The organism is Bradyrhizobium lablabi, assembly GCF_001440475.1.
Taxonomy (GTDB): Bacteria; Pseudomonadota; Alphaproteobacteria; order Rhizobiales; family Xanthobacteraceae; genus Bradyrhizobium; species Bradyrhizobium lablabi.
On record NZ_LLYB01000043.1, the window covers coordinates 45,759 to 59,677 of the forward strand.

A 13,919-nucleotide genomic window follows, 5' to 3' on the forward strand; every position below is an offset into this window, starting at 1 on the left:
AGGTTGCCGTGGGAACGTTCAAGGCCATCAGGATCGACAAGGCGGACAAGGGCACCACCGCTGCGCTGACGCAGTTCGACGAAGCCGAATTGATGGAAGGCGACGTCACGGTCGCGGTCGAGTGGTCGACGCTGAACTACAAGGATGGTCTTGCCGTCACCGGCAAGGCGCCGGTGGTGCGGCGTTTCCCGATGATCGCCGGCATCGATTTCGCAGGCACGGTCCAGCAATCCTCGCATCCCGCATGGAAGGCCGGCGACAAGGTCGTCTGCAACGGCTGGGGCATGGGCGAAACCCATCTCGGCGCCTATGCCGAGAAGGCGCGCGTGAAGGGCGACTGGCTGGTGCGGCTGCCTGACGGTATCTCCACGCGCGATGCGATGGCGATCGGCACCGCCGGCTACACCGCGATGCTGTCGGTGCTGGCGCTGGAGAGACACGGCCTGACGCCGAAGAGCGGCCCGGTCGTGGTGACCGGTGCGGCCGGTGGCGTCGGCTCGGTCGCGACCGCCGTGCTTTCGAAACTCGGCTACCACGTCATCGCCTCCACCGGGCGGACATCGGAGGCGGACTACCTCAAGGGGCTCGGCGCCGCCGAGATCATCGATCGCGCTGAACTCGCAGGGCCCGCCAAGCCGCTGGCGAAGGAACGCTGGGCGGGTGGCGTCGACAGCGTCGGCTCGACCACGCTCGCCAATCTGCTTTCGATGACGAAATATGGCGGCGCCATTGCTGCGTGCGGCCTCGCAGCGGGCATGGATTTACCGTCGTCGGTCGCACCGTTTATTTTACGTGGGGTGTGCCTTCTCGGCATCGATTCCGTGATGTGTCCGATCGAGCAGCGCAAGCTTGCCTGGAACCGTCTTGCCAGCGACTTGGACAAGGGTAAACTAGCTGATATTACTCACGAAATAGGTTTGGACCAGGTGATCGGCGCGGGCGCCGAAATCCTCGCAGGCAAGGTCCGCGGTCGAATCGTGGTAAAAATTCTCTAACGGCGTTCAGACTTTACCAACCAACGTGCTCCAATGTTGCCACGGTTGGTATGGTAAGCACGGGGTAAAGGCGGGCGCCCGCGCTATGGTTAAGTTGGAGTAGCTGCATGCTTGCGCGTTTGGTTCTGGGGGCCGTCTCGGCAGTCGCGATGATCGTTCCTGCGGTGGCCGGGATGATGAACGCCGACGAGGCGCGCAGGTTTGTGTCCGGCAAGGTCTTCGCCTTCACCTGCTTTGACGGCACCCGCGGGGCGGGCCGCATTCTCGACGATCTCGGCGCAGCCGGTTCCATCCAGTTCAGCGGCTCGGGGCCGATTCGCCATGTCCGTCTGCCCGGCAACACGCTGCAGATTCGCGGCCAGGCCGTCTGTGCTTCCATCAAGGGGCTGCCGTTCGAGCCGTGCTTCAATCTCGACAAGCGTGACGATCGCTCGTTCCGCGGTTCAGTCTCGGGCATGGGCTTCGCCTATTGCGATTTCCGCCATCAGGGCGCCTCGCAGATGCTGATGGCGCGCTCGGTGGCGCGGCCACGTTCGTTGCATCGGCGGGGGGAGGATTCCTCGCGCGCGGTCGACGCACGTGCCGAAGTCACCGCACGGGTCGAAACGCCTGCGGTCGAGAGCGCCAAGCTCGAGCCGGTGAAGTCCGAGCCGGCCAAGTCCGCCCCCGCCAATGCCGAGGGCACCTCGGAGCTCCGCCGCTCGACCGATTGATCGCTCAACAGCCGCAGCAGCCGGGCTCGACAAGCCAGCCGCCTCGTGGGCCACCGGCGCAGCCGGTGGATTATCGACCACCCCCCACTATTGGCTAATGCGAACCCGTAGTCATACGGGCTGGCGTATTCATGTCCTGGTAGCGAATCTCGTTCGAAGTGGTGGCCGGCAGGGGAAGGCCGGGGCGGTCCAACACATGAGAACAATCATGCCGCTGTATTTTTTTCGGATCAGCCATGGTCGCTATACGGGCGCATCTGATCAGGGGTCCGAATTCGAAAGCCGCGAGGCCGCCTGGTCCGAGATGACCAAGGTTTGCGGCAACCTTCTCGGCAGCCTTTCACGCAGCCTGAAACAGAACGCCGAGTGGCAAATGGAGCTTCTGGACGAAGCCAAGAAGCCGGTATTCAGGATTCGCCTGGTCGCCGAGTCCATCAATTAGCGTGCGATCGCGACGCGCGCCTGTATCCGGGTAGTTTTACGCATCCGGGTAATTTTACTGAGCTTCCAGTTAACCATCGCTTGGAACCTGATGGGCTACGATTGCCGGATATTCCCGGCGCATCGAAATTTGACGGCGGTTCCTCATAATTCAGCGGCGCCTATCTCCAACGCTTGAGAGAGCTAGCCATGTCCGCACTTTCCATCCGCGCCAAGGTCATCGCGGTGATCGCATTCATGCTCATCGCAATGTCCGGCATGGGGCTGCTGGCAATCCGCAGCATGCAGGTGATCAACGCCCACACGGTGGAGATCGCCACAAGCTGGCTGCCGAGCGTCCGCGTGCTTGGCGAACTGCGCGCCGACATCAACCTGTTCCGTATTGCGCTGCGCGCCCATGTGATGGCGGAAACGCTGGAGGCGAAGGCCGCCAACGACAAGCGGCTGGCCGGCATCCTCGAGCGGATCGCGAAGGACCGCAAGGCTTACGAGTCGCTGATTACCTCTGCCGAAGAGCGCTCGATCTACGACAACTGGGCGCGCGCCTGGGACAGGTACATCACCGGCGTTCAGGAAGTCATCGAGCTGTCGCGCCAGAGCATCGGGCGGATTCCGCATGAGGCGAGCGAGGCCATCTCCAAGAAGGTTGCGGTGATCGCCGCCGAATCCGATGGATTCCTGGAAAAGGCCATCGATCTCAACAACAGGGGCTCGAACACCGCGACCAGGCAGGCCGCGGAAGGTTATAATTTCGCATTCTGGATCGTCCTGGGCATCGTCGCTGGCGTCATCATCTGCGGCGTCGGCGTCGGCATGTATCTCGTTCGCGATCTCTCGCGCGGGATTACCGCCATCGTTCAGCCGATGCAGGCGCTCGGAGGCGGGGATCTGACCGCCGAAGTGACGCGTCGCGGCGAGAAGACCGAGATCGGCGTCATGGCCGACGCCTTGCAGGTGTTCAAGGATGCGCTGATCGCCAAGAAGGCCGCCGATGAAGCTGCTGCGCGCGATGCAGAGGCCAAAATCGAACGCGGTCGCCGCGTCGACAGCATCACGCGGGACTTCGAAACCATGATCGGCGAGATCGTCGAAACCGTTTCCTCCGCCTCGACCGAGCTCGAGGCTTCCGCTGATACCCTGACCTCGACCGCGGAGCGCGCGCAGGAACTCGCCACCACCGTCTCGTCAGCCTCGGAAGAGGCCTCCACCAACGTTCAGTCGGTCGCATCCGCCACCGAGGAGATGGCGTCTTCCGTCAATGAGATCAGCCGGCAGGTGCAGGAATCCGCACGGATGGCAAGCGATGCGGTGGATCAGGCTGCAAGGACCAACGATCGTGTCGGCGAATTGTCGAAGGCAGCTGCCCGCATCGGCGACGTGATCGAGCTGATCAATACCATCGCAGGCCAGACCAATCTGCTCGCGCTCAACGCGACGATCGAGGCGGCGCGCGCCGGCGAGGCCGGCCGCGGCTTTGCGGTCGTTGCGTCGGAGGTGAAGGCGCTGGCCGAGCAGACCGCAAAGGCAACCGGCGAGATCGGCCAGCAGGTCACCGGCATCCAGGCGGCAACACAGGATTCGGTAAACGCCATCCAGGAGATATCGGGCACCATTGCAAAGCTGTCAGAAATTTCCTCGGCGATCGCGGCTGCCGTGGAAGAGCAGGGCGCGGCCACGCAGGAAATTTCCCGCAACGTGCAGCAGGCGGCGCAGGGCACGCAGATGGTCTCCGCCAACATCACCGACGTACAGCGCGGCGCGACCGAGACCGAGACTGCCTCGTCGCACGTCCTCTCCGCGGCGCAGTTGCTGTCAGGCGACAGCAACCGTCTCAAGGTCGAGGTTGCCAAATTCCTGGAGTCGGTGCGCGCTGCCTGACGGATCAACTCCCTGAGGAAACGGCCGGCGCAGGTGGCGGCGCGGCCGCTTGTCTGCGGAACAGGATCCGCTGATACAGCCAGCCGATCGCCACCAGCACCAGGCCGAGGCACATGAAGGACAGCGCGCGATAGACGCCGGTCAATGTCGACATGTCGATCAGGAAGGCTTTCAGGATCGTCAGCCCGATGACCACCGCGGAAGCCAGCCGCGCGCGCTCTGAGTTGAAGAGGATGCCGATCCCGAGCAGCACGACACCGAACGCCAGGTATGCGATCGAATAGGTGTATTGCTCGGCGGCGGTGGTCGGACCCTCGGCGATGAACGAATCGTGGTAGAGCCGCCGGATCTCGAACGTTACATAGGCCAGCGCGAGAATGAGCGCCGCTCCCGCGATCGTGTTGGCATAGGCGACCGGACGGTGTCCGGCGACGGCATAGGACAATAGCAGCGCGAGAACCGCGGGCAGGGCGTAGCCGAGCAGCAGCAGGTTGATGATGACGCCGCCGACATCGATCGTCCAGAGAAGCGGGTTCTCCAGCAGCAACAGCCCGAACAGCGTCGCAAGGCCGGCAAAGGCCGTGAGCAGGATCGCGCCGGCATTGTGGATGACGCTGCCGGTGCGAATACGCAGACGCTCCAGCCCGATCGCCATCGCCAACGCGACGCAGACCTGCAGCGCGACTTCGGTGAGGCCGGCGCTCTGCCGGTACACATCGCCATTATTGACGGCGTGGCGGATTTCCATGAACGCCAGCAGCACCGTGAACAGGATCGCCGCCGATTCCACCGTTCGCAGCGGCCCGTCGTCGCCGCCGCGGCGCAGGAAGATGCTGCCGGCCCAGAACGATGCCGCCGGAATGCCGTAGCCCCACAGCAGCCAGTTGAAGATCGGCGTGGTACCGACCGCGGAACCGACAATGCGCGGATCGTCAGCGATCCGCAGCACCACGATGCCGGCGAGGATGGCAGCGAGCGTGCGCAGGAACGGGATCGGCCGCTGTGTCGAAATCCAGGCGGTGCCTGCCGACATCAAAGCCAATGAAATCGTGAGCCAGCCTTTTTCCAGCGCAAAGGTCAGCGCCAGAGCCAGCGCGGCGAGCGTGCCGGTCGCAAACAGCGCGATCGAGGCCTGCAATCCCGGGCGGTCCTCGCGCTTGCTGAGGATCTCGGTCGCGGCCGCATAGGCCGCGGCGAGCGCGACCGCGAGGATCGCAAACGGAATCGAGCGGTCGAGATGCGCGATACGGGCGTAGAGCGCGACCAGAAGCGCCAGCGGGGTGAAGACCGCCGCGGCCGACCAGATCACCGGTATGACCGGCCCCACAGAGCGGCTCTGCGCGAGGAATCCCGCCACGCCGAAGCCCACGGCGAAGATCGCGGCTGAGATCAGGTGCAGCGACACCGATCCGTCTGTGACGTTCGGCCCAATCCCTGGCAACGGCCCACCGGGCAGCACCAGCATGTCGGGATTGGCGCGAACGGCCCACTCGGCGAACACGACAAATACCAGCGCAGCGGCGGCGCCGACGGCGCCGGCGGCGCCATCGCTGCGCCAGGCAACTGCGAGGCTGCCGGCCACCAGCAGCCCGAACACGATCATCGCGGTATCGGCATGAAAACTGCCCAGCACGATCAGGGTCGCGCCGAGCAAATAGGCCGCTAACGAGCCGGACGAGATCGGCTCGACCTCGCCCTCGTTAGCGGGTGGGCCGAACATGAAACCGCACACCACAAGCAATGCGGCGAGAATGAAACCAGCCAGCACGTGGAACGCGTGTGGACCGACCATCGATGGACCGCATTGCAGGCAGGGGAACGTCCACAGCAGCGCGAACGCGATCGTGGTGACCGCGAGCCAGCGCCACAGCCTGACACGTGCAAGGCCGAAAGCGGCTGCAGTGACGATCGCGAGATAGATGTAGAGCGCCCAGAAGTCCGGCTTGCCTGATGAGACCAGGACAGGCGTCACGAACGCGCCGACGACGCCGAGACCGGCGAGCGCCGGGCCGTGCAGCAGCGCCGCGGCAAGCGTGCCCAGCGCCACCAGCCCGAGCAGAATGAATGCGGTGGCCGGCACCAGGAAGCCGTACAACGCATAGGCAGCGTACACCGTGGCGAACGCCACTGCCGTTCCGGCGGCCGTCAGGATGGCCGGGATATTGGCGATCGGGAGTGCTGCAATGGAAGACACGCTCTCCTTGCGGCGCGTCCATTCGCCGGCCAGCAGCAGGGCCAGCGCAAACAGGCCGCCCAGAATCGTGCGCACGCCCGGGCCGAGCAGGCCGGCCTCGATCGAATAGCGCACCATGAAGAACCCGCCGAGCGCCAGCGTCAGCCCGCCGACCCACACCACCCATTGGGTGCCGATCGTTTCCTCGAAGCCTCGATCGGGCTGCGGGAGCGGCGGCGGTGGTGCTGCTGCCGCTGGCTTGTCCGCGGCTTGCTCTGTTGTGTCAGGGATGGCGGCGGGGGCGACGGATTCCATGTCCGGAGTGATTGGCGGCGGCTCCGGTACGACGCCGGGCGAAGAGGGCGGCAGGCTTTGCTCGAATTCCTGCAGCGATGTGAGCGGCGGCGGCATGGCGGTGGCAGCGGCGGCCGTCGCCAGTTTCTGCATCAAGTCCAGCCGCGCGCGGAGCGCCGCAACCTGGTTCATGGCCTTTCGCGCGAAGATAAGGGCGACGATCGCTATCACGAGCGCGAAGAAAACGAAGGGGTCGTCGAACATCGGGCCTCCAGGCGGGCGCATCAAACCGTTAACCGGCCACGTCCGCAGCCCGGTTGCAATCCTGTGTGCGTCTTTGTTCGCTAAAAGTTCAAATCACGCCCGGCCGGCACTGTCGCACGCTGCGCTGCAAAGGATATGGCCTTTTCGCGCCATGCGGCGCAGGAGCGCGCAGATTCTATTCCAGATCGAGCTGGAATGGCCGTCCCTCGACCGTCATGCTGCCCGGCCCCATTTCGTCCAGCGCGCGCAGCATGCGCCCCTCACGCCCCAGCGCCCTGTCGGCGAGGCTGACGATCAGCCGGTTGGGGGAAGCAATCGGCGAGCGGGCGCGGATTTGCCGGGCGATCTCGATCTCGTCGCGGTGCGGATTGAGGGCGCAGGCGGCGGCAAAGGCGCTCGCCGTCGAGCGACTGATGCCGGCATAGCAATGCACCACCATCGGCGCGCTGCGGTCCCAGCCTCGGACGAAATTCAAGACCCTCTCGATGTGCTGCTCCGACGGCGCGACAAAGCCATCCATCTGCTCGGTGATGTCGTCCATCGACACCCTCAGATGGTTGGCCTCCAGTATCGAAGCCGGGCGCAGCACCTGATCGACATTGGCCATCACGGTGAGAATGTGGCTGGCGCCGGTCGCCCTGACGGTCTCGGGAAGTGCGGCAAGCGAGCAGACGTGAAGCATGGCGTTCCTTCGAAGCGTTTCCCTGGAAGGGCCTGTTTTATCGCAATTATAGGCCCGCGGGTGGGGCGGTAAAAGCAGGATTGCGGGCTCCGTTCACCCGAGCAGCAGCGTAAATCGCGCCAAAAACTGCTTCTCGGCCCGCGCTGCGGTCCAGGGCGTCAGGTAGTCGCGCACGGTGGCCTCGGGCAGACCGGGGTCCCTGCCGAACAGGCGCTTCGCTTCGCTGACCGAAAATCCTGCCAGATGGGTCGCTTCGAGATAGGCGGCACCGCGATCGGCCGCCTTGATGGCCTTGGTGATTTCGTCGGCGATAACAGGCGGCAGGCCGAAGCGAATATGGATCGCCGCCAGCAGGCGCTTCTCCACCACCTTGTAGTCGCCGCCGAGCACGGCCTTGAACGGCGAAATCATGTCGCCGATGACGTATTCGGGAGCGTCGTGAAGCATCGCGGCGAGCCGGAAGCGGGCGTCGACGCGTGGCATCTGCTCGCGCATGACGGCTTCGACCAACAGCGTGTGCTGCGCCACGGAGAAGATGTGCGCGCCGCTGGTCTGCCCGTTCCAGCGCGCCACGCGCGCCAGGCCATGAGCGATGTCGGCGATCTCGATATCGAGCGGGGAGGGATCGAGCAGGTCGAGCCGCCGCCCCGACAGCATCCGCTGCCAGGCCCGGGTGGCGACTTCTGACGATTTTCGCGGCGTCATTTGGCCTTGAGGCGGGGCTTGCGCAGCTTGCCGCTGCAGCTCTCGTGGCAGAAACAGGTGACCAGATGATCGTTGACCATGCCGGTGGCCTGCATGAAGGCGTAGACGATGGTCGGACCGACGAATTTGAAGCCGCGCGCACCGAGCTCTTTCGAGATCTTGACCGAGACCGGCGTCGAGGCCGGTACGCTCGCGGTGGTCTTGAACTGGTTGACGACGGGCTTGCCGTCGACGAAGTCCCACAGGAATTTGGAGAAGCCCGCGCCTTCTTCCATGATCTTCAGGTAGGCCTTGGCGCTGTTGACGGCGCCCTCGATCTTGGCGCGGTTGCGCACGATGCCAGCATCGTTCATCAGCGCATGGACTTTCTTGTCGCTGTAGCGCGCGATCTTCTCGGGCTGGAAATCGTCGAACGCTTTGCGGAAGTTTTCGCGCTTGCGCAAAATCGTGATCCACGACAGCCCGGCCTGGAAGCCGTCGAGGATCAGCTTTTCATACAGCGCGCGGTCGTCATATTCGGGCACGCCCCATTCGGTGTCGTGATAGGCCATGTAGAACGGGTCTTCGCCGGGCCACGGGCACCGCAGCTTGCCGTCAGGGTGCAGGCGCGCAGATTTGCTCATGCGACGGTCTGCTTCGGTGGGATGCGAACGTCGTTCGGATCGGTCAGCCGGATCGCAAGGCCGCCGGCGGTCAACGAAAGTCCGGCATCGAGCGCATCCGCCACGCGGTCGATCCGGAGCAGCGCGAGGCCGTGGCCGCCGGCGGTCGATCCCATGGTGCCGAGCTGCTTGTCGCCGCCGAGAACGGCGACGCCGGTCTCGGGCGAGAAATCCTCGAGCGTGATGCGCACGATCCGCGTGCGCGCGGTGCCGCGATGCTGCATCCGCGACACCACTTCCTGGCCGACATAGCAGCCCTTGTCGAAATCGACGCCGTGCAGGCGGTCCATATTGGTCTCATGCGGGAACGCGTCGCTGTACATGAAATCGAGCCCGCCGCGCGGCACGCCCAGGGCGATGCGATGGACCTCATAAGCCTCGCTGTCGACGAGAGCGGCACCGATCACATCGGCGACCTTCTGCTTGAGATCTTCTGGTACGAGAATGCGCCAGCCGAGAGCTTCATGCCGGGGATCGGCAAAAGCCAGATCGGGCTTCATCGCGGGCTCGCCGTCCCACGCCGCCAGCACGCCCATGCTGTCGGAAATATTCTCCACGGCCACCTTGGCGCGCAGCTTGTAGAAGCCGAGTTTGTCGGCGAGGTTCTGCGCCAGCGCGCGGGGCGCATCGATCAGGAAACCGCCGCCATGACCCTCCGGGGCTTCGGTGATCAGGAAGTCGGTCGTGATCTTGCCCTGCGGCGTCAGCAGCGCGCCGAACCGGCCAAGGCCCGGCTGCAGCAGCGCGACGTCGGTGGTGATGAGGCCGTTGAGGAAGTTGCGGGCATCCTCGCCGCTCACCTTGACCACGCCCCGGTCTGGAAGAAACGCTGCTTTCATAAGCTAAAACGGCCTCTTTTGGTGCTTATCTGAAGTTCCTGGGAAAACGCAGGCGACGGATATCCCATGCGAAGTTAAGGCGCTAAGGTGCCGCCAACAAGCCCTGTACGAGAGCCTTAAAGCAGGCGTCGAGGACCGATGAATCAACGATTTGATACCATTCTAAAATCCGGCACCGTGGTCAATCAGGACGGCGAGGGCGTCCGCGACATCGGCATTTCCAACGGCCGGATCGCCGCGATCGGCGGGCTCGGACAGGCCTCCGCCGGCGAGACCATCGACTGCAAGGGGCTGCACATCCTGCCCGGCGTGATGGACACGCAGGTGCATTTCCGCGAGCCCGGGCTGACGCACAAGGAAGACCTCGAGACCGGCTCGCGCAGCGCCGTGATGGGCGGCGTCACTGCCGTGTTCGAGATGCCGAACACCAATCCGCTCACGGTCACCGAGGAGACCTTCACTGCCAAGATCAAGGCCGGCCATCATCGCATGCATTGCGATTTTGCGTTCTTCATCGGTGGCACCCGCGAGAATGTGAACCATCTGCCTGAACTGGAGCGCGCGCCGGGTTGTGCCGGCGTCAAGGTGTTCATCGGCTCCTCCACCGGCGCGCTGTTGGTCGAGGACGACGAAAGCCTGCGGCGCATCTTCCAGGTGATCCGCCGCCGCGCCGCCTTTCACGCCGAGGACGAATACCGCCTCAACGACCGCAAGCCGATCCGCGTCGAGGGCGACCCACGCTCGCATCCGATATGGCGGGACGAGACCGCGGCGCTGATGGCGACCCAGCGGCTGGTCAATCTCGCGCGCGAAACGGGAAAACGCATCCATGTGCTGCATATCTCGACCAAGCAGGAGATCGAGTATCTGCGCGACCACAAGGACGTCGCCTCCTGCGAGGCGACGCCGCATCATCTGACCATGGCCGCGCCCGAATGCTACGAGCGGCTCGGCACGCTGGCGCAGATGAACCCGCCGGTGCGCTCGGCCGATCACCGGGAGGGCATCTGGTACGGCATCGAGCAGGGCATCATCGACGTGCTCGGCTCCGACCATGCGCCGCATACGCTGGAGGAAAAGGCGAAGACCTATCCGGCCTCGCCCTCGGGCATGACCGGGGTGCAGACGCTGGTGCCCTTGATGCTCGACCACGTCAATGCCGGGAGGCTGTCGCTGGCGCGCTTCGTCGATCTCACCAGCGCCGGCCCCGCGCGGCTCTACAACATCGCCTGCAAGGGCCGCATCGCCGCGGGCTATGATGCCGATTTCACCATCGTCGACCTCAAGCGCACGGAGACCATCACCAATAAATGGGTGGCCTCGCGCGCGGGCTGGACGCCCTATGACGGCGTCCGCGTCACCGGGTGGCCGGTCGGCACCTTCGTCCGCGGCAAGCGCGTGATGTGGCAGGGCGAGGTGACGACGCCGTCCACCGGCGAGCCGGTGCGGTTTTTGGAGACGTTGAAGGCGTAGGGTGCGGCCTTATCCGATACCAAGTGTCATCNACCCGCCTTGTGCGCAATTGCGCACTGGGGCGGGTGATCCAGTATNGTTGCCGATTGAATCGAGAGGCCCCGGCGTACTGAATCGCCCGGTCAAGCCGGGCGATGACCGCGGAGTGCGTTACTGCTTCGCCAATGCCAGCGAAAACTCGCCGTTGCGCACGCGGGCCGACAGACCGTCCGCGAACTTCGCTACCGCGTCCTCGCCATAGGTCGAGACCAGTTCCGTCAGTGCGGTGAACAGGCTCGCCTGCGCCAGGCAGTCGCCATCGACGCCGTCATGCCGCGCTTCCGCCCAGGCTTCGCTGAGGTAACCGAGCGCAGTTCGCTTCTGTTCGAGATCGGGAAGAGGGTCGTGGGCGATCGGGAAGGCGGCTGGGCGGCTCATGAAGCTCAACGAAATCTGCGGGCGAACCAGGGCGGAACGCATCCTAACGCGATAAGCTGTAGCACGCGGTGCGGGTGCGCCTAGACCACATCTTTAGGAACGGTTAACGGCGCTGTTGATATTTGCGGCGGCGGTTCCGCGAGGTCGCCGGCTTCAGGAAATGCAGCCGAGAATCGCGCCCGGCGTCGCGCAAACATGGTGCGCGCCCGCGCCCAGCAATTCGTCGCGGCTGCCGTAGCCGTACAGCACGCCGATGCCTTTCATGCCGTTGTTTTTCGCGCCGACCATGTCGTGGCTGCGGTCGCCGATCATCAGGGTTTTGGACGGATCGACGCCGACTTCCTTCAGCGCGTATTCCAGCAGATGCGACTTGTCGGCGCGGGTGCCATCGTACTCGGCGCCGAACACGCGCTCGAAGTGCTTGCGCAATCCGAAATGGTCGATGATGCGCTCGGCGAACACGTGCGCCTTGCTGGTGGCGACGAACAGGCGGTGACCGGACGCGCGGAGGGCCGTCAGCACCTCGTCGATTCCGTCATACACGCCGTTCTCGTAGAGGCCGATGTCGGAAAATCGCTCGCGGTAGAGCACCACCGCGCGGTCGGCGGCATGATCGCCGCCGAGCAATTTCACAAAGCTCGAGCGCAGCGGCGGTCCGATGCACCAGGTCAGTTCGTCCGCGGTCGGGATCGTGGGATGATCGAGCCGTTGCAGCGCGTACTGGATCGAGCGGGTAATGCCCAGCTTGGGGTCGGTCAGCGTCCCGTCGAGGTCGAAATAAATTGCGTCCATGGCCCTCAGTTCGCGTAGCGCGCGGTGAGGTCGCGCGAGATCTTTGAACCTTCCTCAATATATCGGCGGATCGCGACCGTAGCTGCCGGGGTGCAGGTCCGGTAGGTCTGCTGAAAGCCGTTATAGCCGCGGTTGAAGCCGGCGATCATGCGGGCGCGGCGGTCGCCGGACGGGGTTTCGGCGTCGATCAGCGCCTGCATTTCGTTGCGCCATTTCGCCCCTTCATTGGCGCCGCAAATGCCCCGGAGGTAATGCAGGGTGCCCAGGATCTCGGCCAGCCGCTGCAGGTCGCCGTCAAACGGCGCGGCCGCATCCTGGGCCCGCGCCGGGGCCAGATGGCATGCCGAAATCAGGATGAGGGCGGCGAGGGCGTGCTTGAGCATTTGAGGGCCGATATGCCCCCTCGGGACGCCCGAAGCAAGGCGTCTAGACCAGCTTCCGGGCCGCCTCGATGACCTCCAGGAGGCCGCCGGTGACCTTGAGATCGCCGAGCCCCTCGGGGGCCAGCCATTTGAAATCGTCGTGCTCGTCGTTCAGGACCGGCTCCCGGGCGGTCCAGCGCGCCGCGAATGACATGATCAGATAGTGCCCGCCGCCGGCTCCGGGCAGCACCTCGCGCCAGCCAGCGAGGCCCAAAATCTCGATTCTGAGCCCCGTTTCCTCGTCCACCTCGCGGTGAAGCGCGGTGTGCAGGGATTCGCCGAATTCGACCCGGCCGCCGGGGAGCGAATAGAAGCCCTTGCCGGGCGAGCGGGCGCGGCGGACCAGCAGGACCTTGCCGTCGCGAAAAATCGCGCCGCTGACGGCGAGCTGGGGGCGGGTTGGCTGGAGAGGGGCAGTCAAGGGGCGATCCGGTAAGCAGGTTCCTGTGGAACGATCATGCCCGATCGGTCAGCGCAGGTCTAATTGCAAGCCGGGCTGGAGCCAGGTGCAAGGCGGCTAGTTCGTCAGCGCGGATTCGATATCGGTATCGGAATTGCCGTTGATGACGCCGCCGGCCATCGCCACCAGCGGCTTGACCCAGGCAGTGGCCTGCTCGGCCAGCGTGGAGCGGGTCTTGTCCTGCTGGGCTTCGCGCATCGCCTTGCCCACCGCCGATAGAATCGACGTCATGGTGGCCGTGAGCTTGTCGAAATCGGCCCGGACCTTGGGGTCGGCGCATTCATAGGCCTCGATCGCGAGGTCGCGGGCCTTGAAGTTGGAGGCCCAGAAATGCTCGGCGTAGGACAGCGGCGTCCAGGTGAGAAAATCCTCCGCGCATTCCGGCATGTCCGGAACCATTTCGAGCAGCATGATGGCTTCGTTGAAATGATTCAAGTAGTCGGTGGCGAGCCCGGTGCGGGGATTGATGTTGGCCGCGCGCAATTGCTCCGCCCGGGCCTCGTCTATACGGACCGTCGTCGGTGGCGGCATCGGGCGATCGGATCGCACTTCTGTGGCGGCCGTAACATTCATCCATTCCACTGTTAACATGGTGGGTTAACACCCCTTAAACAGAAGCCTGAGTTGATCAGATAATGTGCGGACGTTTCGTTATTNACCTCGCCACCGGCGGCGCTTCGGCAGATCTTCGGCTACATCGAGCAGCCTA

Annotated in this window: 15 protein-coding genes and 1 pseudogene; 6 read left to right on the forward strand and 10 right to left on the reverse strand. The window is 64.5% G+C overall.

Annotated features, from left to right (window positions below; translation table 11 throughout):
• The first annotated feature begins 8 nt into the window (after nucleotides 1–8).
• The 4 genes from acuI (at nucleotide 9) to CQ14_RS05055 (ending at nucleotide 4,027) form a co-directional block, all read left to right on the forward strand.
• Nucleotides 9–995, forward strand: coding sequence for an acrylyl-CoA reductase (NADPH) (gene acuI, locus CQ14_RS05040; protein WP_057856833.1), 987 nt, complete (start codon nucleotides 9–11; stop codon nucleotides 993–995).
• 107 nt (nucleotides 996–1,102) lie between these two features.
• Nucleotides 1,103–1,708: a hypothetical protein gene (locus tag CQ14_RS05045; protein ID WP_057856834.1), complete on the forward strand. Its 606-nt coding sequence runs from the start codon at nucleotides 1,103–1,105 to the stop codon at nucleotides 1,706–1,708.
• A gap of 208 nt (nucleotides 1,709–1,916) precedes the next feature.
• Nucleotides 1,917–2,150, forward strand: coding sequence for a DUF6894 family protein (locus CQ14_RS05050; RefSeq protein WP_057856835.1), 234 nt, complete (start codon nucleotides 1,917–1,919; stop codon nucleotides 2,148–2,150).
• A gap of 188 nt (nucleotides 2,151–2,338) precedes the next feature.
• Nucleotides 2,339–4,027: a methyl-accepting chemotaxis protein gene (locus tag CQ14_RS05055; protein WP_057856836.1), complete on the forward strand. Its 1,689-nt coding sequence runs from the start codon at nucleotides 2,339–2,341 to the stop codon at nucleotides 4,025–4,027.
• 4 nt (nucleotides 4,028–4,031) lie between these two features.
• Here the strand turns inward: CQ14_RS05055 and CQ14_RS05060 are convergent, their stop codons facing one another.
• From CQ14_RS05060 to ygfZ, 5 genes are all read right to left on the reverse strand, one after another.
• The gene (locus tag CQ14_RS05060) at nucleotides 4,032–6,758 is read right to left on the reverse strand and encodes a DUF2339 domain-containing protein (RefSeq protein ID WP_057856837.1); all 2,727 of its coding nucleotides are present in this window, start codon (nucleotides 6,756–6,758) and stop codon (nucleotides 4,032–4,034) included.
• A 175-nt stretch (nucleotides 6,759–6,933) separates the two neighbouring features.
• Nucleotides 6,934–7,440 (reverse strand): tyrosine phosphatase family protein, encoded by a 507-nt coding sequence (locus CQ14_RS05065; RefSeq protein ID WP_057856838.1) that lies wholly within the window; start codon nucleotides 7,438–7,440, stop codon nucleotides 6,934–6,936.
• A 93-nt stretch (nucleotides 7,441–7,533) separates the two neighbouring features.
• Complete coding sequence (locus CQ14_RS05070; protein WP_057856839.1) at nucleotides 7,534–8,145, reverse strand: YfbR-like 5'-deoxynucleotidase; 612 nt, start codon at nucleotides 8,143–8,145, stop codon at nucleotides 7,534–7,536.
• The gene (locus CQ14_RS05075; protein WP_057856840.1) at nucleotides 8,142–8,768 is read right to left on the reverse strand and encodes a DNA-3-methyladenine glycosylase I; all 627 of its coding nucleotides are present in this window, start codon (nucleotides 8,766–8,768) and stop codon (nucleotides 8,142–8,144) included. Before CQ14_RS05075 ends, CQ14_RS05070 begins: the two co-directional genes overlap by 4 nt.
• Nucleotides 8,765–9,646 carry a CAF17-like 4Fe-4S cluster assembly/insertion protein YgfZ gene (gene ygfZ / locus CQ14_RS05080; RefSeq protein ID WP_057856841.1) on the reverse strand — a complete coding sequence of 294 codons (882 nt, stop codon included), beginning with the start codon at nucleotides 9,644–9,646 and terminating at the stop codon, nucleotides 8,765–8,767. The genes CQ14_RS05075 and ygfZ overlap by 4 nt, the downstream gene beginning before the upstream one ends.
• Nucleotides 9,647–9,784: 138 nt before the next feature.
• Between ygfZ and CQ14_RS05085 the strand changes: the two genes are divergently transcribed.
• A complete protein-coding gene (locus CQ14_RS05085; protein ID WP_057856842.1) occupies nucleotides 9,785–11,119 on the forward strand; it encodes a dihydroorotase in 1,335 nt (444 codons plus the stop codon).
• Between the two features lie 150 nt (nucleotides 11,120–11,269).
• Here CQ14_RS05085 and CQ14_RS05090 read toward each other — a convergent pair whose 3' ends face one another.
• The 5 genes from CQ14_RS05090 to CQ14_RS05110 all read right to left on the reverse strand — a co-directional run bounded on the left by CQ14_RS05090 (nucleotide 11,270) and on the right by CQ14_RS05110 (nucleotide 13,741).
• Nucleotides 11,270–11,536: a hypothetical protein gene (locus CQ14_RS05090; protein WP_057856843.1), complete on the reverse strand. Its 267-nt coding sequence runs from the start codon at nucleotides 11,534–11,536 to the stop codon at nucleotides 11,270–11,272.
• Nucleotides 11,537–11,689: 153 nt separating this feature from the next.
• Nucleotides 11,690–12,328 (reverse strand): HAD family hydrolase, encoded by a 639-nt coding sequence (locus CQ14_RS05095; RefSeq protein WP_057856844.1) that lies wholly within the window; start codon nucleotides 12,326–12,328, stop codon nucleotides 11,690–11,692.
• Nucleotides 12,329–12,333: 5 nt separating this feature from the next.
• Nucleotides 12,334–12,711 (reverse strand): TIGR02301 family protein, encoded by a 378-nt coding sequence (locus CQ14_RS05100; protein ID WP_057856845.1) that lies wholly within the window; start codon nucleotides 12,709–12,711, stop codon nucleotides 12,334–12,336.
• Between the two features lie 43 nt (nucleotides 12,712–12,754).
• Nucleotides 12,755–13,171: an NUDIX hydrolase gene (locus CQ14_RS05105; protein ID WP_057856846.1), complete on the reverse strand. Its 417-nt coding sequence runs from the start codon at nucleotides 13,169–13,171 to the stop codon at nucleotides 12,755–12,757.
• Between the two features lie 96 nt (nucleotides 13,172–13,267).
• Nucleotides 13,268–13,741, reverse strand: a complete 474-nt coding sequence (locus CQ14_RS05110) for a hypothetical protein (protein ID WP_057856916.1) — start codon at nucleotides 13,739–13,741, stop codon at nucleotides 13,268–13,270.
• Between the two features lie 126 nt (nucleotides 13,742–13,867).
• Here CQ14_RS05110 and CQ14_RS48085 point away from each other — a divergent pair.
• A pseudogene (locus tag CQ14_RS48085) lies at nucleotides 13,868–13,919 on the forward strand (hypothetical protein); the annotation flags it as partial.